The 23,564-nt window shown below is 42.3% G+C and carries 15 protein-coding genes and 1 pseudogene; 6 read left to right on the top strand and 10 right to left on the bottom strand.

The features are described 5' to 3' along the window. Positions 1 to 32: 32 nt before the first annotated feature. Positions 33 to 1,211, bottom strand: a complete 1,179-nt coding sequence (locus AB9N12_RS02395) for an ATP-binding protein (RefSeq protein WP_369889379.1) — start codon at positions 1,209 to 1,211, stop codon at positions 33 to 35. 162 nt (positions 1,212 to 1,373) lie between these two features. On the opposite strand from AB9N12_RS02395, the gene AB9N12_RS02390 reads away from it, so the two are divergent. After that, entirely contained in the window at positions 1,374 to 2,576 is a 1,203-nt protein-coding gene (locus AB9N12_RS02390; protein WP_369889378.1) for a hypothetical protein, read from the top strand. A 250-nt stretch (positions 2,577 to 2,826) separates the two neighbouring features. After that, positions 2,827 to 3,030 (top strand): hypothetical protein, encoded by a 204-nt coding sequence (locus AB9N12_RS02385; RefSeq protein WP_369889376.1) that lies wholly within the window; start codon positions 2,827 to 2,829, stop codon positions 3,028 to 3,030. A 91-nt stretch (positions 3,031 to 3,121) separates the two neighbouring features. Here the strand turns inward: AB9N12_RS02385 and AB9N12_RS02380 are convergent, their stop codons facing one another. Beyond that, positions 3,122 to 4,588 carry a glycoside hydrolase family 10 protein gene (locus AB9N12_RS02380; protein ID WP_369889374.1) on the bottom strand — a complete coding sequence of 489 codons (1,467 nt, stop codon included), beginning with the start codon at positions 4,586 to 4,588 and terminating at the stop codon, positions 3,122 to 3,124. Between the two features lie 108 nt (positions 4,589 to 4,696). Here AB9N12_RS02380 and AB9N12_RS02375 point away from each other — a divergent pair, with 108 nt between their 5' ends. The 3 genes from AB9N12_RS02375 to AB9N12_RS02365 are packed head-to-tail and all read left to right on the top strand — an operon-like array spanning position 4,697 to position 6,843. After that, entirely contained in the window at positions 4,697 to 6,127 is a 1,431-nt protein-coding gene (locus AB9N12_RS02375) for a carbon starvation protein A (RefSeq protein ID WP_369889372.1), read from the top strand. Beyond that, entirely contained in the window at positions 6,124 to 6,345 is a 222-nt protein-coding gene (locus AB9N12_RS02370) for a hypothetical protein (protein ID WP_369889370.1), read from the top strand. The genes AB9N12_RS02375 and AB9N12_RS02370 overlap by 4 nt, the downstream gene beginning before the upstream one ends. Before the next feature lie 12 nt (positions 6,346 to 6,357). Further along, positions 6,358 to 6,843, top strand: a complete 486-nt coding sequence (locus AB9N12_RS02365) for an outer membrane beta-barrel protein (protein WP_369889368.1) — start codon at positions 6,358 to 6,360, stop codon at positions 6,841 to 6,843. A gap of 78 nt (positions 6,844 to 6,921) precedes the next feature. Here AB9N12_RS02365 and AB9N12_RS02360 read toward each other — a convergent pair whose 3' ends face one another. From AB9N12_RS02360 to uvrA, 4 genes and pseudogenes are all read right to left on the bottom strand, one after another. Continuing rightward, positions 6,922 to 7,704: a class I SAM-dependent methyltransferase gene (locus AB9N12_RS02360; protein WP_369889366.1), complete on the bottom strand. Its 783-nt coding sequence runs from the start codon at positions 7,702 to 7,704 to the stop codon at positions 6,922 to 6,924. A gap of 85 nt (positions 7,705 to 7,789) precedes the next feature. Continuing rightward, entirely contained in the window at positions 7,790 to 9,301 is a 1,512-nt protein-coding gene (locus tag AB9N12_RS02355; protein WP_369889364.1) for a sigma-70 family RNA polymerase sigma factor, read from the bottom strand. Positions 9,302 to 9,449: 148 nt separating this feature from the next. Beyond that, positions 9,450 to 9,590, bottom strand: a pseudogene (locus AB9N12_RS02350) (transposase); the annotation flags it as partial. A gap of 249 nt (positions 9,591 to 9,839) precedes the next feature. Then, positions 9,840 to 12,611 carry an excinuclease ABC subunit UvrA gene (gene uvrA, locus AB9N12_RS02345; protein ID WP_369889362.1) on the bottom strand — a complete coding sequence of 924 codons (2,772 nt, stop codon included), beginning with the start codon at positions 12,609 to 12,611 and terminating at the stop codon, positions 9,840 to 9,842. A gap of 17 nt (positions 12,612 to 12,628) precedes the next feature. Here uvrA and AB9N12_RS02340 point away from each other — a divergent pair, with 17 nt between their 5' ends. Further along, entirely contained in the window at positions 12,629 to 14,215 is a 1,587-nt protein-coding gene (locus tag AB9N12_RS02340) for a glycoside hydrolase family 10 protein (protein ID WP_369889360.1), read from the top strand. A 100-nt stretch (positions 14,216 to 14,315) separates the two neighbouring features. On the opposite strand, the gene AB9N12_RS02335 is transcribed toward AB9N12_RS02340, so the two are convergent. From AB9N12_RS02335 to purL, 4 genes are all read right to left on the bottom strand, one after another. Continuing rightward, a complete protein-coding gene (locus AB9N12_RS02335) occupies positions 14,316 to 14,864 on the bottom strand; it encodes a chromate transporter (RefSeq protein WP_369889358.1) in 549 nt (182 codons plus the stop codon). A gap of 22 nt (positions 14,865 to 14,886) precedes the next feature. Next, positions 14,887 to 15,432 (bottom strand): chromate transporter, encoded by a 546-nt coding sequence (locus tag AB9N12_RS02330; protein ID WP_369889356.1) that lies wholly within the window; start codon positions 15,430 to 15,432, stop codon positions 14,887 to 14,889. Then, a complete protein-coding gene (locus AB9N12_RS02325) occupies positions 15,429 to 19,433 on the bottom strand; it encodes a two-component regulator propeller domain-containing protein (protein ID WP_369889354.1) in 4,005 nt (1,334 codons plus the stop codon). The genes AB9N12_RS02330 and AB9N12_RS02325 overlap by 4 nt, the downstream gene beginning before the upstream one ends. 267 nt (positions 19,434 to 19,700) lie before the next feature. Beyond that, positions 19,701 to 23,405: a phosphoribosylformylglycinamidine synthase gene (purL, locus tag AB9N12_RS02320; RefSeq protein ID WP_369889352.1), complete on the bottom strand. Its 3,705-nt coding sequence runs from the start codon at positions 23,403 to 23,405 to the stop codon at positions 19,701 to 19,703. Positions 23,406 to 23,564: the final 159 nt, after the last annotated feature.

Below are 23,564 nucleotides of genomic sequence, written 5' to 3'. Positions count from 1 at the left end.
AACTAAATTAAATATTTAAGTAAATAAATCTTTTAATATAAAAAGCCGAACATCCAGAGAGGTATTTGGTTGCCTCGACCTATTTCAGCCTTATGCAACGCGTACGTTACATTCGGATTGTTCTTTATTTTTGCTCCTTCCGGGCAAATTTTGAACGGCATTACTTCGTCCACCATAAAAGAGACATTCTTATCGCCTTTATGTACCTTATGGTCTTTCCATAAAGAATTTACAAAGAATGTGTCGAGCACATCTTGCTCGTCCACTTTCACCGGATAGATGGAATACATCAGATTAGAGTTGTGCATCATTATCTTCGAAGGTTTTTTAGGGAATTCTTCCCCTTTCGGATAAACCAGGTTAATGAGTCGCGCATCTGCCAGATACTTGATATAATTCATTACCGTAGCGCGAGATGTCTGTATGTCACTTGCCAGTTGGCTCACATTCGGAGCTTTCGGCCCGTCGACAGCGAGCAAATATAGTAATTTTTTTATCTTTGAAAGATATTTCAGTTCGATTTGTTTGATGAGCAGGATATCTACTTCCACCATCATGTTCATCGTTTTTAGCAAATTCTCCGAGAAATTACGTTTCTCGAGGAAGAACGGATAGAATCCGTGATGCAGGTAATCCTGAAAATAATCGAGCGGACGAACTTTGGAGAGTACCCCTTTGGCAATCTGTTCGTGAGCGCTAAGAATCTCTTCGAGACTGTATGCCCTGAATTTCATGCCTGTTTGCAAGTTCAGGAATTCACGGAACGAGAATCCGCGCAGGTTATAGCTTTTTACAATATCGCGTAATTCCAGATTCTCTTCTTTCAGTCGCATCACGGATGAGCCGGTAAAGATAATCTTCAGATTAGGAAAACGATCGTAACACATGCGCAGCTCTTTGCTCCACTCCGGATGTTTGAACATCTGGTCAATCAACAGTACCTTTCCGCCACGTTTCTGGAATTCGTTGGCAAAGTCTACAATGCTGTGACCGGAGAAGTAGAAATTGTTCATGTTGATGAACAGACAGGAACGGTCGTTCCCGAATTTCTCTTTGGCGTATTGAAGAAGGAAAGTGGTTTTTCCTACGCCACGTGTCCCTTTGATACCAATCAGGCGGTCGCTCCAGTCGATCTCGTCCATAAGATCGCGGCGAACGGGAGCATTGGTATGCTCAACGAGGTAAGCGTGTGTGCGATAGAATGATTCCATTTCAGTTCTTTATTTTTCGGATGGCAAATATAGTGCTTTTTTTATGAATTGCAAAGTAGAGATGGCAAAATTGTGTTTTTTATTTCAACTTTCTGTTTATTGTGGTTATTCCTGACTATTTCCTGTATATATTTGCAGAATAATGTTTTGAATACGTTTGAAATGACAAAAAGGGCTCTTTATATATTCAATCCGGAACATGATTTGGCACTTGCCAGCGGGGAAGCGAACTATATGGCTCCGGCTTCCGCCAGGCGTATGGCTTCCGAGCTGTCTTTGCTACCGATGTGGTATGCGGAAGAGGGGAGTGCGGTATTGGCTTCTTCTGCCTATAATTTTAATTATTTGAGACAAATGCGGGAATTGCTGGATATTCCGGTTCATTTGATGACGGAACCGGAACTGGCTTCTGAACCGGATTTGGATATTTACCCTTGGGGCTGGGACGTGGCTTTGCGTAAACGGCTTTCGCTGCTGGGCGTGGATGAAGCCTTGCTCCCTTCTATGGAGCAACTAAACGGTTTGAGGGAATATTCCCATCGTTCCAAAGCCGTTTCATTGCTTCCGGAATTGCGGTTGGATGAACATTTCTGCGGAGCATCTTATTACTTGAAAACACCGGAAGAATGGAAGACTTTTGTAGAAGAGCGGGAAAGCTGTCTGTTGAAAGCTCCGCTTTCGGGAAGTGGTAAGGGGTTGAACTGGTGCAAAGGTCTGTTGACTCCTTTTATCTCCGGTTGGTGTGTCCGTGTGGCGGCTTCGCAGGGCGGAGTCGTTGCAGAACCCGTATATAATAAGGTGGAAGATTTTGCCATGGAGTTTTATTCTGATGGAGCGGGTGGGGTGAGATTGGCGGGATATTCCCTCTTCCGTACCGGAAAGAGTGGAATGTATGAAGGGAACTGTCTGCTTTCTGATGAGGCTATCCGGAAACAACTTTCGAAATATGTTCCTTTAGGAGCTTTGACGGACTTGGAGAGCCGTTTGAAATGCAAACTTTCTATCTTGATAGGAGCTGTTTATAAAGGTTATTTGGGAGTTGATATGATGATTTGCCGGTTTCCGGAAAGTGAAGATCCGGTTTTTCGGATTCATCCCTGTGTGGAAATCAATCTGCGCATGAATATGGGAGTTGTTGCGCGTTTTCTATATGACCGCTATGTACATCCGGATTCAACGGGGCGTTTCGGGATTGATTATCATCCTTCGGAAGGTGAGACTTTGCAGGAACATGAACGGATGTCTGCAACTTATCCGTTGGAAATCAGGGAAGGTAGAGTGTACTCCGGTTATTTACCTTTGGTTCCTGTTCATAGGAGAAGTTGTTATCGTGCGTGGATATGGGTAACTCCTGATGGTTTCTGATTTCATCTGCTTGAGTTACTCAACAGATAGAAAAACCGCCTTCAGCCTTCAGTTCTTCAAAAAAGTCCCTTTTCATCGGTGTTTTTTTCTGAAACCACTCCTGAAGGCACTCTTGAAAGTGAAAGTGTATAGCTCCAGCTCCTTCTTAACAGAGGCTCTATGATGGCCAAACAGAGCCTGTATTTCATTGTAACAGAGGCTCTGTTATAGCCAAACAGAGCCTGCATTTTACCTCACTTTTGCCTGCGGGATGAATCTATCTATCCGGTGTGGCGGACATACCGAACCGGCAAGTTTGAAAAAGCTGAAAGCGCTGAAAGCACTACCCCCTGCCTACAGTACCTTCCTGCAAGGGTCAATATTTTCCGGTTTCAGCCGCTATCTCCTTCTGGCAAGGCGTTTGCGGATAAAACTGAAAGCGCTGAAGGCGGATTATAGTATGAAAATTCAATAGGAGGGTTTGGACAGGTTTAGATGCAGATATTGGAAATTTAATTCATATTTATACTGCTCTGAAACAAATAAGTCGATTCTAAACACCTGGTTTACGGCTGATCCGTTTGTTCCTGCGTCGCTATACTTTCATTTCCATAGCGGTCAACAGCCGTCACTGCGAAGTGCTTTTTTGCATTCCAAGGCAGGATAGGGGCATACACATAACCGGGCTCCCGGATATTTTGTGCGACGATATTTTCCGGTCGGTTGGTATCTACCGGATAATCGTTAGAAGCATAAATAACATACATGGGTTGGTTGCGCCGGTCATTGTCAGTAGCCGCTTGCCAGGTTAATTCGGTATATCCATGATCGGTATGAGTAATTTTCAGCGCAGAAGGAGCTGTAGGTGCAATATCATCCAGCCATGGCATAGGAGGTTGTAGGGCAGGATATGCATAAAAATTCTCGGCTAATTCGTCATAAATACCCTGCGTGTTTTCCGTCAGGTATTTCACCCGGTAATGCCCTTCACCTGCCATTTTCTGATTGCGGATGAAGTTCATCTGACGATCTATTTCATCACGTGTCCATTTGCCTTCATCGGGATGAAGAAAATAAATGCCAAGTCCCGGAATGACCTGTCGTCCGTTACTCTGTTCCTGCCAGTCGAGGGCAAAAGGATAGAAATTGTTTCCCCGGAAATACATCATCGGATAAATCTGGTCCATAATTCCTTCTCCCATCCAACCTTGCGGGTCCTGATAAACGGTAAAGAAAGCATTCCATCCACGGGAAGGATAACGCGAAGTATCCCGGTATTTGCCTACCGGACAGGTACTTACTTTGACCCAAGGCTTCATGGCCTTTACACCTTTATATATATAACGTACAATCTCGGAGATATTATCCCGGCGCCACTGCTCCAGTGTGCGTCCTTTATTATATCGGTGGAAATCATATTTATCAGGGAAAAAAGGAGCATTCTCCGGATAACGCAGATAGTCAAAATGCACTCCGTCCACATCATAACCGCTTACGACTTCCCGCACCAGTTTCATCAAATACTCCTTCGTTGCCGGATGTCCCGGATTGAGGAAATATTCGCTTTTGTAAGGAACGCAGATATCTTTCATCCGCTTGGTGACAGACCGACTGCCGAGAGAAGCAACATGCTTCTTATTCCCCAATGGGATCGTTACCATCCAGGCATGACATTCCATTCCCCGTTTATGGCATTCTTCAACGGCAAAGGCCAGCGGATCATATCCCGGGTTTCCTCCTATCTTTCCGGTCAGGATCGAGTTGAAAGGTTCGATTGCTGAAGGATATAAAACATCTCCACGAGTACGGGTTTGGAATAGGACCGTGTTGAAGTTGGCAGCCTTCAACTTATCAAGAATATCTGTTAATTCTTCTTTCTGCTTGCGGATTGTTTGAGGAGTTGTCGCACGTGTGCGAGGCCAGTCCAGTCCATACACCGCTGTCACCCATGCGGCACGAACTTCGTGTTTGGGCTGCGCAGCTACAGAGAGGAAAGGAAACAAAAGTGAAAGAATGAAAATAGTATAGCGCATATTCTTTATTTTTTGTTTTAAATCCCTGCAAAGTTAGTAAAAGTGTCGGTATTGTTGGGCTGTTTCGTGAGATTATGTTACATTTGCCAAGTTAAAAAACGACACGCTATGATTACATTTACTCTATGCCTGCTGGCACTGATAGCAGGCTATTTTACGTACGGACGCCTGATGGAATGCGTCTTTGGTCCCGATGGCCGTAAAACACCGGCTCTTACCAAGGCGGATGGAGTGGACTATATTCCATTGCCCACTTGGAAGATTTTCATGATTCAATTTCTTAATATCGCGGGATTAGGTCCTATTTTCGGAGCAATCATGGGGGCAAAATTTGGTAGCTCTTCATACTTGTGGATCGTGCTGGGAAGTATTTTTGCGGGGGCCGTGCATGATTATTTTGCCGGAATGCTTTCTTTGCGTAATGGGGGTGAAAGCTTGCCGGAAATAATAGGCCGTTATTTGGGACTGACTACCAAGCAGGTGATGAGAGGATTCACTGTCATTCTAATGATTCTGGTAGGGTCGGTTTTCGTTGCAGGACCTGCTGGATTGTTGGCAAAACTCACTCCGGAAAGTATGGATGCTACGTTTTGGATTATCGTTGTGTTTGCCTATTATATTTTGGCAACGTTGTTACCTGTTGATAAGATAATAGGTAAAGTCTATCCGTTGTTTGCGGTCGCCTTGTTGTTTATGGCAGTAGGTATTTTGGTGATGCTTTATGTCAATCATCCGGCTTTGCCTGAACTTTGGGACGGATTGCAAAATACAAATCCCGATGCCGGTGAACTCCCTATTTTTCCGATCATGTTTGTGAGTATCGCATGTGGGGCCATTTCCGGTTTTCATGCTACACAAAGTCCTTTGATGGCTCGTTGTATGACTTCCGAACGGCACGGTCGTCCGGTATTTTATGGTGCAATGATTACCGAAGGTATCGTTGCTCTTATCTGGGCTGCTGCCGCTACTTATTTTTTCCATGAAAACGGAATGGGAGAAAGCAATGCTTCCGTTATTGTTGATGCCATAACCAAAGAATGGTTGGGGGCAATCGGCGGGGTTCTTGCTATTTTGGGAGTGATTGCAGCTCCCATAACTTCGGGAGATACAGCTTTTCGTTCAGCGCGTTTGATTGTGGCGGATTTTCTGGGGATGGAACAAAAAAGTATGCGCCACCGTTTATATATTTGCATTCCGATGTTCGTAGTTGCTATCGGTCTGCTGTTATATAGCTTGCGTGACGCAAACGGATTTAATATGATATGGCGGTATTTTGCTTGGGCTAACCAGACATTGGCTGTGTTTACCCTATGGGCTATAACGGCATTTTTAGCGGTATCCCGGAAACCATATATCATCACTTTGATACCGGCACTGTTTATGACATGTGTATGTTCTACTTATATATGTATCGCTCCCGAAGGACTGGGACTTTCGCATGCAGTTTCCTATGGCATCGGAATAGTGTGTGTGGTGATAGCGACAGCTTGGTTCTATGTTTGGCTGGGCAAGCAGAAAACAAGAAAATTATCAGCATGAAGAAAATAAAGAAATCAACGGGAGTTGCGCTTGCATTCCTTATTTATGTATCAGTAACGGCGGCTTATCTGTTGCCACGTAACACTGAGGTTAGCCTGAAAGAAAAAATAATAACGGTGGCAGTTTCTTATGTTATTGTTTTCCTTCTTTGGCTGGTACTTCGTAAGAAGGAACAAATGCGCGAACGCCGCAAAAAAGACGAACAATCTATTCATTAAAAAAGTAAGTTTATGAAGAAATTAGCTTTGGCACTTTGCTTATTGGCAGTCTCTTTCACTGCACAGGCACAATTTGAGAAAGGAACGATGATTCTCAATCCTTCCGTGACAGGACTGGATTTTTCCTACAGTAAAAATGAGGATGCCAAATTGGCTATTGGTGCGCAAGCCGGTACATTTTTGGCAGATGGTTTTGCATTAATGGTGAATCTTGAAGCAGACTGGTCGCAGCCGAAGGATAGATATACACTAGGTACAGGAATGCGTTGTTATTTCAATACTACGGGGATTTATCTCGGGGGTGGTTTTGACTGGGAACGTGTCCGCTATAAGGGTGGTAGCCATAACAGCGATTGGGGATTGGGCATTGAAGCCGGATATGCGTACTTCCTCTCCAAAACAGTAACGATCGAACCGGCTGTTTATTACAAATGGCGTTTTGATGACTCCGATAACTCACGTTTCGGTGTGAAGATAGGATTCGGATTCTATTTTTAAATAAGTTGAGAATTTGATATATAATTGTCCCTCTTAGTAAGTAGAAGTTTATTAGGAGGGATTTTTTTTCTTATCGGTTTATTCTTTTTCTTTTAAGAGATAGAAACAACTAGTACTTGCAAAATCCCTCAGATAAGGTATTTGGGAAATCGTATGATTCAATTTATAGGGAGGTAGCCCGAATTTTATTTCATAGTGAGGATTAATGAACCATAGTTGCCTATTTAGTATGCTTAGATTTGTTTTTCTTATTAATCTTTCAAATGATTCTATTGATACACTGGTCTTTTTGATGGACAGCAATTCTTTGATACAATCTGCATCTACTTTGAAAACTTTTAAAAGTAATCGGTATATAGAAACGGGGAGTAAATGAATAAAAGGCAGATGGGATAAGATCCGATTCCTGCATATTTGTTGGTGACCTCCAAATGGCATTTGCCATGCCGGGAAGGAGATAAAAACAATGCCTTGTGGTTTCAGATATTTGCTCAAATCAGATAAGAACAGTTCTTTCCGGGTAATATGCTCAAGTACATCATGGCAGATGATAATATCAAAACTCCGATTCAACTTCTTTAGTTTGAATATGTCTGATGCTATAAATTCGCCCTTTGTATGGGATTCGTTAAAAAAAGTTCTTGCATCTTTAATACGACTTTCTGCCAAATCAACCCCGGTGGTATTACATCCTATTTCAGAGAAAGGAAGTAAATTCCCTCCCTCACCACAACCGATTTCCAACACATTCATTGTAGCCTCTACCGGATGCCAGCATTGGATATAGGGGATAAAATAGTTTCTGCTTGTTATAGACAACTCTTTGAAATAGATATTTCGGTTCTCATGTCGATCTTGCATAATAATAGTTTTAAATTGATATAATTTACTCTCTATAATTATGATAAATTATTCTTCGAAAGACTGCATGATAATTGTTGTTTTTTTACCAAGATAGTCGAATACCTATAGGCAATGTTACATTGAATGGCTTTGCGCTCCGGATTGTATTCAGTCTATCTCCATTATGAAAATAATATCGTAAATTAGGTTCTGCATAAATTCCGATAGAAGGAGTTATGTGATACTGGATGCCTATACCAAAATCGGCTGACCACTGTAAATGTGGATATAGGCTACTCTTCTTTTGAAATATAATTTGCCCATTTTTAGATGTGAGCTCTTCTGAAGTAGCCCTTATAGGTATATCCAAAGTCGTTCCTGCAGAAGTATATAGAGAGAATTTTTGTTTCTTCCATATATTGAAAGAACCTTTGATCGGGATTCCTATGTAATTAATTTTGCATGTTTTCTCTAAATAAGAATCGCTAATGACAGTGAAGTCGGAACGCAGGTATGTGTATTGTATCCCGGTTTCTATACCCCAATACTCATTTATATTCTTACGTAGCGAAAGCGATAATGTGATAGGGGAATGATGGTGTGATTCTTCCAGTACCTCCTTGGAATGTCCGGATGAAATATCACTGGGAATTCTTGATTGGTGAGAGTTGATTCGTTTTTCTCCACCTGAATAAGATAAAGCCAACGACCAATTTCTTTTATCGTTGGATGGTTGTTGGGGGGTATAGGTGCTATAAGACTCTTTCCGTTCTTTGGTTTCTTGATTTTCTATTATCTGCTGATTAAAGAGTTTAATGCTATCTTGTCCTTCTGCGACACTGTCTTGTAAAATAATCATTTGTTTGGGTATCTTTCTTATAGATTTAGAATCTGCATACTGGGGGATAGTAATTGCATGATTCGAAATAGTTTTTATAGAATCTTTTGGCAATAAGTCTTCGTTTTTTTGTTTTTTTTCGTTCTGTGTAGTTGTAATACAATGTTCTGCAGTAATGTTTTTTTTATATGTGTATAGCCATATTTGTATAAAAATAATAGATGACAATATGACTAATCCAATCATAGTATAGTATTGGGAGATGAGTTTGCGCAATAAATCTTTTGCTCTTGATAATTGCGATGAGGAAGAATGAGGAGCTATATTTAACAATAAACCGATTTCCTTGTGAGATAATCCTTCTAGTACAGCTAATTTGAAAACTTTGTTATAGCCTTCCGGAAGTGACTCTATCATTTTGAGCATTATTTTGTAAGCTGGGAAATCATTAGAGGGAAATGTATCAATAGGCTCTTCATCTTCGCTCATTTCTTCTAAAGGGGTTGTGGATATCGAACTGCATTGTTTCAAATATCTTAAAGATATATTTTTCATAATCGTTCCCATCCAGTATTCTAATTTTTCAGGAGAACGCAGTGAATTTATAGAGGTGAAGATGATGATAAAACCGTCGTGTAGAAGGTCTTGTGCAATTTGCCTGTCAGTAACGTAATGAAAACATATTTTTATCATCTTATCGGCATAGGTTTGGTAGAGCCAGCTTAAAGCTTGCTTATCTCCTTTTTTGCATAATTCTATAAGTTTTTTTTGTTTCATGTGTTTTTAAGTTCTATACGACACTCCGTTTTAAATATGATAGATATAAGTCCAAAAGACTGCATACTATTCGATATTTTAACATTCGTATTCTTTGTGTGGTCAGTTGTATGCCGTTAAGGAATAGGTTTTCAAACAATGCTTGTCCGATATACCCCTTGTCATTGATTATCAGGTGCAGCTTGAATCCGAAGAACCAACCCATGGAGCATTTGCCCCTCTCGGCAAGTCCCTCGAAATTCTTGTGAATGAGTATGCGTTGGTTACGGCATACGCGCGACGGAGTAGATCCTGCAGCGAAATGCTCTGTTTCAATATGGTGAACACTTTGTTTTGACTTTGCACATTGTCTCGAAGATTTTGAACGTTGGATTTATGTATTGAGGAATATGGAAACATTGAAAAGAATCAGTCTCGTTAAGAATGAATTCGAATACAAGTCAATAGGCGTAAGGCTTTGAGCATCCTTGCAAAAAGCAGGAAGTACAAAGGCCTTACGTATGTGGAAGATATAACAAATCTTGGGAGGTTTATTATTTTATCCCAGTTTCTCTTTCAGGAACTGTCCTGTATAGCTTGCTCCACAAGCGGCAATCTCTTCCGGTGTGCCCACTGCTACAATGTTTCCACCTTTATCTCCACCTTCCGGTCCGAGATCGATTACATAATCGGCGCACTTGATGACGTCCATGTTATGCTCGATGATAACGATGCTGTGTCCCCGGCGAATCAGTGCGTCGAAAGCATCCAGAAGTTTGCGAATATCATGGAAATGAAGTCCGGTAGTCGGCTCGTCAAAGATAAACATGGTCGGGTCGGCTTTCTCCTGACTTAAATAGAATGCCAGTTTGACACGTTGGTTTTCACCACCGGAGAGAGTAGAAGACGACTGTCCCAATTTAATATATCCCAGTCCTACGTCCTGTAAAGGAAGCAACTTCTTTACAATTTTCTTTTGTCCATGTTCACTGAAGAACTCAATCGCTTGGTTGACGGTCATCTCCAATATATCGTAGATGCTTTTATCGTGGAATTTCACTTCCAGCGTATCAGACTTGAAACGTTTTCCGTGACAAGATTCACACTTCAGTACTAAGTCTGCCATGAATTGCATTTCGACAGTGATGGTTCCTTCTCCTTTACACTCTTCGCAGCGTCCGCCTTCACTATTGAAACTGAAGAATCCGGGGGCATATCCCATTTGTTTGGCTAGCGGTTGTTCGGACCATAATTTGCGGATTTCGTCGTAAGCCCTGATGTAAGTCACCGGATTAGAACGTGACGATTTACCAATAGGGTTCTGGTCTACGAATTCCACATTCCGCAAGTCGCGCAAACTTCCTCCGATGGAGGAGAATTCTCCCGGTCGGTCGCTGCATTCATCCAACTCACGTTTCAATGCCCGGAAGAAAATATCTCTCACCAATGTACTCTTTCCGGAACCGGAAACACCGGTAACGACTGTCATCACATTAAGTGGAATACGTACGTTTACTCCTTTCAGGTTATTCTCACGTGCACCTTTTAATTCTATATAATTATTCCATGGCCGGCGATGTTCCGGAACGGGAATTTCATCTTCTCCCAAAAGATAACGTACCGTATAGCTGTTACTTCCCTTTTTCAAATCCTTCATATCGCCTTGATAGACAATCTCTCCACCCAGGCGTCCGGCATTAGGACCTATATCAATAATGTAATCTGCGGCACGGATAATTTCTTCATCGTGCTCTACCACTACTACTGTATTGCCTAATTGTTGCAGTTGGCGCAAGACGTAGAGCAGACGGTCTGTATCGCGACTATGCAGTCCGATACTTGGTTCGTCGAGAATATAAAGGCTACCTACCAGGCTACTTCCCAGTGAGGTTGCCAGATTGATACGCTGGCTTTCTCCACCCGATAGAGAATTACTGAGCCTGTTCAACGTCAGATAACCCAAACCAACATCGATCAGGAAGCGAATTCGGTTATTTATTTCAATCAGGATACGTTGGGATACATTGGCGTCATGCTCGTCTAACTCCAGATGATCGAAGAATTGCTTCAGCTCAGTGATTGGCAAATCCACCAGTTCGGAAATATTTTTTCCACCTACCCGAACATAGCAGGCCTCCGGTTTCAGGCGGGTGCCATGGCATTTCGGGCAAAGTGTCTTTCCGCGGTAACGTGCCAACATGACCCGATACTGTATCTTATATTGATTTTCTTCCAGCATCTTGAAGAAAGCATTGATGCCATGGAAATATTGGTTGCCTTCCCAAAGTAACCGGCGTTGTGCATCTGTCAACTCATAATAAGGAGTGAAAATCGGGAAGTCGAATTTAGCCGCATTGTGAATCAGTTCTTCTTTCCATTCACCCATCTTTTCACCGCGCCAGCATACGATAGCACCTTCATATACGGATAAGGAACGATCCGGAACAACTAAGTGCTCATCAATACCGATCACTTTACCGAACCCTTCACATACGGGACAAGCACCGATAGGAGAGTTGAATGAAAACATCTGGTCATTCGGCTCTTCAAAGATGATACCGTCTGCTTCGAATTTAGTGCTGAAAGTATGTAGTTTCGTGGTTCCGCCCGATAGATAAAAACGTAGCATACAGGTTCCGTCACCTTCATACATGGCTGTTTCGGCAGAATCGGTGAGTCGGCTGATGGCATCCTTGCTTTTGGCAACCGCCATACGGTCCACCAGCAGATATACTTCATCACCTGCCATAGGTGTATATTCATCAATACGTTTCATTTCACCGTTCACCTCGATGCGGTTGAATCCTTGTTTCAGGTCTATCTCCAGTTGCTGTTGTAAGGTGCGGTCTTCGCGTAGGCGGATAAGCGTCAGTACAGTATATCTTGTACCTTCCGGGTATGAGAGCATACAGTTGACAATATCTTCTGTAGAGTGTTTCTTCACTTCTTGTCCACTGATGGGACTATATGTTTTCCCTACCCGTGAATATAACAGGCGTAGATATTCGTAAATTTCAGTCGAGGTGCCCACGGTGGAACGGGGGTTGCGGCTGTTCACTTTTTGTTCGATAGCAATGGCGGGAGGAATTCCTTTGATAAAGTCACACTCCGGTTTACTCATTCGCCCTAGGAACTGACGCGCATAGCTGCTTAAACTTTCCACGTAGCGGCGTTGTCCTTCTGCATAGAGCGTATCAAAAGCAAGGGATGATTTTCCCGAACCTGATAATCCGGTGATGACAACAAGTTTATTGCGTGGTATATCTACATCAATGTTTTTTAGGTTATTTACGCGTGCACCTTTGATCGAAATATAGTTATTCTCTGACATAAAATACTTCTTGTTTTATGGTAGTCGGCAAAGTTAGCGAATTTATCGGGAGTTTGTATTATCTTTGCGTCACATTATTACGATTTAAGAATATGATGAAGCTGAAAAACTATCTTTTACTTTTAGCTCTTCTTCTGGTAGTAGGAGTGAGGGCACAGGTGCCATCAGGCAATCAATATCCTAAACGTGAATTCCGTGGAGCGTGGATACAAGCTGTTAACGGTCAGTTTCATGGCATTCCCACAGAGAGGCTGAAACAAATGTTGATTAGTCAGCTGAACTCTCTTCAGGAAGCCGGCATTAACGCAATCATCTTTCAAGTACGTCCTGAGGCGGATGCATTATACGCTTCCCAGCATGAGCCGTGGAGCCGTTTCCTGACAGGGACACAAGGGCAGATGCCTTCTCCTATGTGGGATCCGATGCAGTTTATGATTGAAGAATGTCAGAAGCGGAATCTGGAATTTCATGCCTGGATCAATCCTTACCGAGTGAAGACCTCGTTAAAGAATAAGTTAGCACCGGAACATATTTATCACCAGCATCCGGAATGGTTTGTTACTTATGGTGATCAACTGTATTTCGATCCGGCACTTCCTGAAAGCCGGGAGCATATCTGTAAGATTGTGACCGATATTGTGTCTCGTTATGATGTAGATGCTATTCACATGGATGATTATTTCTATCCTTATCCGGTTAATGGATTGGATTTTCCGGATGATGCAAGTTTCGCCCGCTACGGTGGAGGTTTCACCAATAAGGCGGATTGGCGTCGTAGTAATGTGAATGTGTTGATAAAGAAGCTTCACGAAACGATTCGTGGCATCAAACCATGGGTGAAGTTCGGTGTTAGTCCGTTTGGCATCTATCGGAATCAGAAGAGCGATCCGTTGGGAAGTAACACCAATGGCTTGCAGAACTATGATGATCTTTATGCTGATGTACTTCTTTGGGCACGTGAAGGATGGATTGATTATAATATTCCGCAAATTTATTGGGAGATCGGCCATAAAGCTGCCGACTATGAGACATTGGTGAAATGGTGGGCTACTCATTCGGAAAACCGGCCGTTGTTTATCGGTCAGTCCGTACCGAAGACTGTTCAGTTTGCCGATCCGAAGAATCCTTCTATCAATCAGCTTCCTCGAAAGATGGCTTTGCAACGTGCCTACCAGACAATCGGAGGCAGCTGTCAATGGTATGCGACAGCCGTTGTTGAGAATCAGGGTAGATATCGCGATGCTTTAATCAGTGAATATCATAAATATCCTGCCTTGATTCCAGTCTTTGATTTTATGGATGATAAAGCTCCGGGCAAGGTGCGCAAAATGAAAAAAGTATGGACAGAAGATGGTTATATCCTTTTCTGGACAGCTCCAAAAGCTGATACGGAGATGGATAAGGCTGTTCAATATGTAGTCTATCGTTTTGGCAGTAAAGAAAAGGTGAATCTGGACGACCCTTCTCATATTGTAGCTATCACACGCAATCCGTTTTACAAACTTCCTTATGAAACAGGAAAAACGAAATGCCGTTATGTAGTGACAGCTTTAGACCGCTTGCATAATGAATCCAAATCTGTAAGTAAGAAGATGAAGCTGTAAAGACATAGAATGAACGATAAACGGTGAATACTCTGCCAAGATTGTGCAGTTTGTTCACTGTTTTTTTACAGTTCATGGTATATCGTGCAATCGTTACCAGTTAGTAAAGTAGTAGTCCTGCAATGCCACAGGCGATAATCATTGCTATCGGGTTGGCTTTGTATCTCCTTGTTCCGATGAAAACAATCAGGAATATAATGACACTGATAACGAATGAATAAGTATCTTCCGTAGGAGAACCGAAATTTTCCACATTCATTAATAGCAGCGCAGCGGAAGCGAGCAGTCCCACTACTGCCGGGCGCAGTCCGTCGAAGATAGATTCCACCACAGGGTGCTTCTGGTACCTTAAAAAGAATTTACTAATGGTTAGTATCAAGATAAAAGAGGGGAGAACCACTGCAAAAGTTGCAATGATGGACCCTAAAACACTTCCGGTAGAAGTAAATCCTACATAGGTCGCTGCATTAATGCCGATAGGTCCCGGGGTCATCTGACTGATTGCTACAATATCAGTAAACTCCTGTGAACTCACCCATTCGTGGCGGGTAACCACTTCACCTTGGATCATGGAAAGCATGGCGTACCCACCACCGAACCCAAAGAGGCCGATTTTGAAAAATGTATAGAATAACTCTAAGTAAATCATATAATTAATAATGATATCATGCTCATTTGTTCTTAACTTTCTTGAATTTTCCCCATAGGAAACCTCCTACACCGGCAGCAATAATAATCCAGATAGGGGAGAACCCTAACAGCCAGATTAATAAGGCCGAAACAACAGGAATCCATAGATTGTAGCGGTTGATTTTAGCAGATCGTCCCATGGTAAAGGTCGGTGCCGCGATGAGTGCTACTACTGCCGGCCGGATTCCTTTAAAAATACGTTCCACTATCGGATTGTCCTGAAAACTATGGAAAAACAAGGCGATAGCCAATATGATAACGAAAGACGGTAAAATAGTCCCCAACGCTGTGATAATACTTCCCCGAATACCACGCAGTTTATATCCTATGAAGATAGAAATATTGACTGCCAGAATTCCCGGAGCGGATTGGGCGATAGCCAACAGATCTATAAAATCTTCCTGTGCAATCCATTTTCGCTTGGTGACAATTTCATTTTCAATCAGCGGCACCATTGCATATCCTCCTCCAATAGTAAAGGCTCCTATTTTAAAAAAGATTCCAAATGCTTTGAGATAAATGTTCATTCTTTCTTTTCTCCTCCTTCCTTACTAACTGTTTTTTTCTCTTTGCCATATTGACTGGGGCTTACATTAAAATGCTTCTTAAATACTTCGCGGAAGTACTTGACGTCACTGAATCCCGTCATCTCTGCAATCTCTGTTATGCTATGTGTGCCCTCTTTTAATAATTGTACGGCACGTTTCAGACGAATCAGCCGGATATAATCTCCCGGTGCCTGATCGGTCAATGCCCTTAATTTATTGTAAAAACTTGTGCGACTCATTCCCATCAGGTTACATAACACATCTACCGTGAGATCGGGATTGCCGATGTTGTCTTTCACATTCTTTTTGACGTTTGCGATAAACTTCCAGTCGATATTCTGTGAATAGTTGATGCAGTCTTCATCATTTTCCTCATCATCCAGATCTGGATTTGCGTATTTACTGCGCAGGAGTGCACGATTAGCCAGCAGATTGGCCACATTTGCTTTCAATATACCGATGTTGAATGGCTTCACAATGTATTCATCCGCACCGATTTGAAGTCCCGAGAGGATATCTTTTTCATTATTTAAAGCAGTCAGCAGGATAACAGGGATGTGGGAAGTCTCGATGTTATTCTTGATAGCCTGACATAATTCATCACCCCGCATTTCCGGCATCATAATGTCTGAAATAACCAATTCAGGTTTGTACTCGGGAATAATCGTCAGTGCTTCTTTTCCATTGGAACAAACCTGTACGACATACTCTTTGGATAATGTTTGCGACAGATAGCTGCGCAACTCATCATTATCTTCCACAATCAAGATACGGTGATGATTTCTGTTCTCTTTCTTCTGTGTGGTTTCGTGAATCTCAGGTGATGAGGACGGAACGTTGTCGATTGCTATGCGCTGTTTGCTTGGAGTTGCCAAATGTGCTTTTCGGAAACGCTTGCTATCTTTGGGGAACGTTATTTTGATAACAGAACCTTGGTTTTCGATACTTGACAGGTTGATCTTTCCTTTGTGTAATCGGACTAACTTCCATACAAGCATCAGTCCGATACCACTTCCCGTTATTTTGGAATTAATAGCATTGCTGCCACGGAAATGTAGTTTGAACAACTTCTTTTGTTCGTTAGCCGGAATTCCGATTCCTGTGTCTCTGACTTCCATACTCCATGAATCCGTTGATTCAGAAACGAAAACCTGTACATCTCCATTTTCGGGAGTATATTTCAATGCATTCGTAATGATGTTCTTAAAAATAGACTCCATCTTCTCTTTATCAAACCATACATTCATATATTTGAAATTACTTTTATAAGTGAAGTTGATGTGTTTGATGTTGGCGTATTGTTGAAATGCATTGAATATTTCATTCGTAAACGCGTTTAGTTCATGTTCTGAAATATATAGTTCGGAAGAATATACGTCTGCTCTTTCAAAGTTGATAAGATTGGTCGTCAGGCGCAGCAGAGCATTGACGTTTCGTAATGCCGTATTCATGTTTGAAATCCCTTCTTTGCTCAACTCTTCTTTTTCACGTAGTTCTTCCAAAGGTGCTTTGATAAGCGTCAATGGGGTACGGATATCATGTGCCGTATTGATAAAGAAATGTATTTTCTCGTCAGAGACTTTACGCTGCTTTCTCAAAATCAGGATACGTAATAGAATGATAGCGATGAGACAAAGAAAGGCTGCATAAAGTAGCATAGCCCAAATTGTCAGCCAGAAAGGTCGGGAGATAATAATGTCCATACTTCTTTCTTCAAGTACGATGCGTTTGTCTTCATTGGAGATAGTACGTACTCTTAGTGTATATTTGCCCGGTGCAAGATTGGTGTAACGAATCGTATTCTCGGTTCCAGGTTTGCTCCATTCATCATAAAAGCCTTCTAATCTCCAGGAATAAAGGATGTTGGCGGGATAATCGTAATTGATGGAGGAAACCTGTAAAGAGAAGATGTTCTGATTGTATTTTAACTTCAGTTCCTTTGTTTCATTGATGCTTGCTTTTAACGGAGAATCTTCATCACCCAGATAGATTGTCTGATAGAAAAGTTTGAAATCGCTGAAAATCATTTTGGAGGAATAACTCCTTGGAAATTTCATGTCCTTATCAAATTCAACTGCTCCGTCCAAGCTGCCTAAAATGAATTTATTGTTTTTTCGCAATGTGCCTGACAACGCATTGAAATGGGTGGTCATCAATCCCATATCTTTGGTCCAGTTATGGAATTTTTTTTCTTCGGGATAGAAACTTGTCAGTCCGCTTTCTGTACTCATTATCATGTTTTTGTCCTCATCCGATAGGATGGTATAGATATTATTGGATATTAAAGCACAGTTTTCAGAGTAGTAATGAGTGAACAATTTCTTGTTAATATCATAAATCAATAGTCCTGACCCACTGGTACCTATATACAATAAACCGTTTTTTGCCTGATACAAGGAGTAGATATAACTTGACTCTACTGGAAGTTTTATTCGTTCAAATTTACCGGACTCTTTATCTAACAGACATAAGCCGGTAGCGCTACCAATCCACATACTTTTTTCATTCTTCTCAATGATGGCGGTTATGGAATTTAATCCATCATAAAATCGTACTTCCTGAGTTCTCAGATTTATACGTTTGAGGTTGTAGAATCCTCCCGACCATATATAACCCTGCATATCTGTATGGATATCACGTATATATTTGTCTGGTCGCTTGTTTGTATGAGTGTACAAAGGGGGCATGAAATAACCAACACTGAACGTTTTCTTATCTATCTGGTAAATACCGGAAGAGTATCCGCCTGCCCAGATAGTTCCGGGAGCCACTTCACATATCGTGAGAAAAATGTGACTTTTGTTATCTTGTGACTCTTCAAAAGCACTAAGTACCGATCTCCATTGTCCGGTTTTTGAGTTAAGAAAACTGATGCCATTGTTCGTTGCAAACCATAAATCTCCGTCTCTGTCTTCAATAATGGCGTTCACCTGATCGTTGATTAAAGACTGCTTATTACCGATGGAGTGCTTAATCCATTTGTAGCTCGTATAACGATTGTTTTGTATCGTGATTCCGATGGGATAATTAGCCAGCCATATCCGTTCTTCATCATCCACGAAAATGTCATTGATACTGTTACCGTTCATGCCACAATTACTGTTATAATCAGCCACAATTTCGGGTACTATTTGATAAGTATCCATATTTATCTTGTGTACTCCTCCGCCATCGGTCGCTATCAATAACTCTTTATCATTTAGCGGTTTGAATCGTTTGATGCTGATGTCTTTTAGATTATTTTCCGGTCGTATGACAGATTGGGTATTCATATCGTAAACGATAATTCCCTGCAGGAAAGTTCCGATGAATAGTTTACGAATCTTTTTGTCGAAATGTAGATCGATAACTTGAACTTTCACATTATCCAGCTTATCGCAATTGATAAGTTCCAGTGTGTTATTTTCCAGTTTGGCATAATGAATGCCCAATTCCGTACCGATGAAGAAATGTGATCTGTCTATTTGCTCAATATTAGTGATATCTTCACTTATTTCATTTTTTATATGGGTGACTTGTTGGGTTTCTGTGTTATAGAGAAAGATGGTATCTTCATTGCACAGCCAGATATGCTTGCTCTCATCGCACCAAGCATAAGTTACTGGATCTGGTTGTTCACTAAAGCTTTCCATGGGTAATTTGTATACCAGATTGAAGCAGTCGTGAATTGGGTCATATTGGAATACTTTTCCTTTTTTCCCGATTTCCCATAAGACTCCTTTCTGATCGATATAAAGCCAGTTTAGATTTAATAGAGAGTTCACTTCCGTGTCACCATCCATTAGCTTATATCGTTTAAATTCTTTTCCATTGTATCGATCAATACCTTCGTGTGTGAGGAACCACATATATCCGGTTTTATCTTTTTGAATGCAGTAGACCCGCCGGTTACTTAACCCATCCTCCACTCCGAGATATCGATATGTCTGTGCGACACAAGTTAGAGGAAACAATAAGATTAGAAAAAGCCATTTTTTCATATAAATAGGACCTTTAAGGGTTACTGAATCTTTAATGAGAGGGAAAGTTTGACAAAATTAAGAAAAAAATCCTATATTACAAAATTTTGGTGGAAGATAACATCGCCCCCCAAAATTAAGAAAACAGACTATTTTATAGCTATTTGTATATACTGTTTGTTTTCAGTGTTTTGGTATTTGTCAGACGCCTTTGGGTAGAGTAGAAACTCAATAAAACAAAAGGCAGGTACTATTGAAAGTACCAGCCTCTATAAATGTAGAAATGATTTATTTCATTTTTGCTTCCACCCACTTGCGGGCATTAACAAACGCTTCTATCCATGGAGTAACCTGATCGCTATTCTTGCGGTCAGCCGGATAATAACCGTTTTGCCATGGGAAGATCGAACGTTCCAGATGAGGCATGATAGCCAGGTGACGTCCGTCTGCGCTAGCCAGTGCTGCGATAGAATAATCGGAACCGTTCGGGTTGCCCGGATATTCGTCATAGCTATACTTCGCCACTACATTGTATTTGTCTTCATCATACGGCAAAGAGAATTTTCCTTCTCCGTGAGCTACCCAGATGCCCAGTTTGTTTCCACTCAAAGAGCCGAACATCACACTGCGGTTGGTCGGGATAGTAAGGCCGAGGAAGCGTGATTCGAATTTGTGCGAATTGTTATGCAGCATCTTGCCTTTCTTCTTCAATTCCGGGTTGATAAGGTTGAGTTCCATCATCAGCTGGCAACCGTTGCAGACACCTAATGACAATGTATCTTCGCGTGCATAGTATTTATCCAATGCCTCTTTAGCTTTCGGGTTGAACAAGAAGGCGCCTGCCCATCCTTTGGCAGAGCCCAGTACATCGGAGTTAGAGAAACCACCACAGTAAACGATCATGTTTACGTCTTCCAATGTTTCGCGTCCGCTGATGAGGTCGGTCATCGTAACATCTTTTACATCGAAACCGGCCAAATAGAGCGAGTAAGCCATTTCGCGCTCACCGTTTGTACCCTTCTCACGGATGATAGCCGCACAGATACCGCTTGGTGTACGACGGTCCGGAGTGATACCATATTGAGAAAGCTTACCTTTGAATTCCGGCATGAAAGCGAATTCAACAGGTTGCATCTTATAATTTTCGAAACGTGCTTTAGCACAACCGTTCATTGATTGTTTGCGATCGAGCAGGTAAGAAGAAGAGTACCAAACATCACGCATGTAATCGATACCAAACTGATAAGTAGCACCGCCTTTAGATACCAAAATGTGGCGTTCGTCAGTCGGTTTACCTAACTTTATATAGCCTACACCCGCTTCTTCCAGAATCTTCTTCACTTCATCTTTATGTTTATCGCTGATCTGGATAACGATACCCGGATTTTCTGCAAACAGAATCTTAACGATATCTTCTTCCTTCATTTTGTCGAGGCTGATTTCCATACCGCCTTCTACATTAGAGAAGCACATTTCGAGTAATGTCGTAATCAAACCACCGGCAGAAATATCATGTCCTGCAAGAATCAACCCTTTGTTCACAAGTTCCTGTACAGCAAGGAAAGCGTCACGGAAATATTCGGCATCCTGTACGCAAGGTACTTCATCACCCACTTTACCCAAAGATTGTGCGAAAGCCGAACCTCCTAACTTCAGTTCGTCGAAACTGAAGTCAATATGATAAAGCGTAGTCTTTTCATTGTTAACCAATACCGGGGATACCACTTTCTTCACATCGGAAACTTCACCGCCGGCTGAAACAATCACAGTTCCCGGAGAAATCACTTTTTCACCGTTCGGATATTTCTGTGTCATAGACAGAGAGTCTTTTCCGGTAGGAACATTGATTTGCAGTGCACAACAAAAATCGCTCAATGCTTTCACTGCTGTGTATAGACGCGCATTTTCACCTTCTTGAGAACGGCAAGGCCACATCCAGTTGGCAGACAGAGAAATGCTGTCCATGCCTTCCGCCATCGGAGCCCAGACAAGATTAGTCAGTGCTTCGGATACAGAAAGAATAGAACCGGCGGCCGGATCAGCCAATGCTGCTTGTGGAGCATGTCCGATAGAAGTAGCGATGCCTTTTTCGCCACGGTAGTCAAGTGCTACGACACCACAGTCACTCAACGGCAACTGAAGTTCTCCCTGGCATTGCTGACGAGCCACTTTACCTGTTACGGAACGGTCTACCTTATTCGTCAACCAGTCTTTGCAGGCAACAGCTTCAAGCTGTAATACATTCGTCAGATATTCGTGTAGCTTAGACAATTCGTATTTCGGCATTTCGTAATGACGTTCCACTGTTTTGTCTACCATATATGTCTTGGGAGAAGAGCCGAACATCTGTTCTACGGCAAGATCAAACGGACGTACACCGTCAGCCTGTTGGAAAGCGAAACGATGATCGCCGGTGGTTTCACCGACTACGTACATCGGAGCGCGTTCGCGTTCGGCAATCTTGCGTACATGTTCGATGGCTTCTTCCTTAATCAACAGACCCATACGTTCCTGGCTCTCGTTAGCGATGATTTCTTTGGCAGACAAAGTTTTGTCACCGATAGGCAATTTGCTCATGTCGATCAAGCCACCACATTCTTCCACGAGTTCGGACAGACAGTTTACGTGTCCGGCAGAACCGTGGTCATGGATGGAAACCACCGGATTCACCTCTTCTTCACAAAGAGCGCGTACCACGTTGTTGGCACGTTTCTGCATTTCAGCGTTAGCGCGTTGTACGGCATTCAACTCAATACCGCTGCTGTAACGACCGGTATCAACAGAAGATACGGAACCGCCACCCAGTCCAATACGATAGTTGTCACCACCGATTACTACCACTTTGTTTCCTGCTTCCGGTGTGCCTTTCAGACAGTCACGTTGTGTGCCGTAACCTACACCGCCGGCAAGCATGATTACTTTGTCGTAACCATAAACTTCCTTGTTTTCCGCATGTTCGAAAGTCAGTACCGAACCGCAGATCAGCGGCTGCCCGAACTTGTTACCGAAGTCGGAAGCACCGTTTGATGCTTTGATAAGAATCTGTTCCGGAGTCTGGTACAACCATTTGCGTACCGGAAGAATTTCTTCCCATTCGCGTCCTTCATCGGTGCGCGGGTAAGAAGTCATGTAGACAGCAGTACCTGCAATCGGCCATGAACCTTTACCACCCCCCATACGGTCGCGGATTTCACCACCGGTACCGGTTGAAGCACCGTTGAATGGTTCTACGGTAGTCGGGAAGTTATGTGTTTCCGCTTTCAGCGAGATTACACTCTTGATGTCCTTTATCTGGAAAAAATCAGGTTTTGAATGATCTGCCGGAGCAAACTGTTCAACAACCGGACCTTCGGCAAAAGCTACATTGTCTTTATAAGCAGAGATGATTTTATTCGGATTTTCCTGCGTCGTCTTTTTAATCATCTGGAACAGGGAAGACTCCTGTTCTACACCGTCGATGATAAACGTTCCGCCGAAGATTTTGTGGCGGCAGTGTTCGGAGTTGATTTGGGCGAAACCGAATACTTCGGAGTCAGTCAGTTTTCGTCCGAGATCCTTTTCTACCTTCTTCAGATAGTCCATTTCTTCCTTAGAAAGAGCCAGGCCTTCTTGTTCGTTGTACACTTCGAGATCTTCGATGTAGATGAGCGGTTCCGGCTGACGGTTTGTCGTGAATACATTTGGGTCGAGTCCTTTATACATGCGTTGGAGCATTGGGTCGTAGTCTGCGTTTTCGTCCTTAACAGGGAAGTATTCCTCGATGCGGCTGATGCCTTCGAGCCCCATGTTCTGGGTGATTTCTACTGCGTTTGTACTCCAAGGAGTGATCATTTCGCGGCGCGGGCCAACGAAACAGCCTTTCAGGTTTTCTTCACTTTCCATCACGGCTTCGCCAAAAAGCCAGCAGAGTTTATTACTTTCGTCAGGGATGAGCTGATGGTTGCTCTCTACGGCAATCACGCTCCTGGAAGGGGTTCTGAAAAAAAGAATCATGTTGTATATTTACAATTTTACGATTTACGATTTTACGATTGAAGTTCCTGTAGGAGAAACTCTTCTCTTTTTCTGTGGCGCAAAGATAATCAATTTCGTTGGTGGTAGGAAAAAAAATGAGAATAAATTCCTATACCTTATTTAATATGTTTATTTTCG

Origin of the sequence: Bacteroides sp. AN502(2024), assembly GCF_041227145.1 — a bacterium.
In the GTDB taxonomy this organism is placed as follows: domain Bacteria; phylum Bacteroidota; class Bacteroidia; order Bacteroidales; family Bacteroidaceae; genus Bacteroides.
Note: the sequence above shows the minus strand (reverse complement) of the source record. Positions and strands in the feature narration are given on the sequence as shown.

Excerpts from the sequence above, each read along its gene's own strand:
- AB9N12_RS02335 (WP_369889358.1), bottom strand. The coding sequence starts at position 14,864 with ATGATTTACTTAGAGTTATTCTATACATTTTTCAAAATCGGCCTCTTT.
- AB9N12_RS02380 (WP_369889374.1), bottom strand. The coding sequence starts at position 4,588 with ATGCGCTATACTATTTTCATTCTTTCACTTTTGTTTCCTTTCCTCTCT.
- AB9N12_RS02395 (WP_369889379.1), bottom strand. The coding sequence starts at position 1,211 with ATGGAATCATTCTATCGCACACACGCTTACCTCGTTGAGCATACCAAT.
- AB9N12_RS02365 (WP_369889368.1), top strand. The coding sequence starts at position 6,358 with ATGAAGAAATTAGCTTTGGCACTTTGCTTATTGGCAGTCTCTTTCACT.
- uvrA (WP_369889362.1), bottom strand. The coding sequence starts at position 12,611 with ATGTCAGAGAATAACTATATTTCGATCAAAGGTGCACGCGTAAATAAC.
- AB9N12_RS02360 (WP_369889366.1), bottom strand. The coding sequence starts at position 7,704 with ATGCAAGATCGACATGAGAACCGAAATATCTATTTCAAAGAGTTGTCT.
- AB9N12_RS02355 (WP_369889364.1), bottom strand. The coding sequence starts at position 9,301 with ATGAAACAAAAAAAACTTATAGAATTATGCAAAAAAGGAGATAAGCAA.
- AB9N12_RS02330 (WP_369889356.1), bottom strand. The coding sequence starts at position 15,432 with ATGAACATTTATCTCAAAGCATTTGGAATCTTTTTTAAAATAGGAGCC.
- AB9N12_RS02375 (WP_369889372.1), top strand. The coding sequence starts at position 4,697 with ATGATTACATTTACTCTATGCCTGCTGGCACTGATAGCAGGCTATTTT.
- AB9N12_RS02325 (WP_369889354.1), bottom strand. The coding sequence starts at position 19,433 with ATGAAAAAATGGCTTTTTCTAATCTTATTGTTTCCTCTAACTTGTGTC.
- AB9N12_RS02370 (WP_369889370.1), top strand. The coding sequence starts at position 6,124 with ATGAAGAAAATAAAGAAATCAACGGGAGTTGCGCTTGCATTCCTTATT.
- AB9N12_RS02340 (WP_369889360.1), top strand. The coding sequence starts at position 12,629 with ATGGTAGTCGGCAAAGTTAGCGAATTTATCGGGAGTTTGTATTATCTT.
- AB9N12_RS02385 (WP_369889376.1), top strand. The coding sequence starts at position 2,827 with ATGAATCTATCTATCCGGTGTGGCGGACATACCGAACCGGCAAGTTTG.
- purL (WP_369889352.1), bottom strand. The coding sequence starts at position 23,405 with ATGATTCTTTTTTTCAGAACCCCTTCCAGGAGCGTGATTGCCGTAGAG.
- AB9N12_RS02390 (WP_369889378.1), top strand. The coding sequence starts at position 1,374 with ATGACAAAAAGGGCTCTTTATATATTCAATCCGGAACATGATTTGGCA.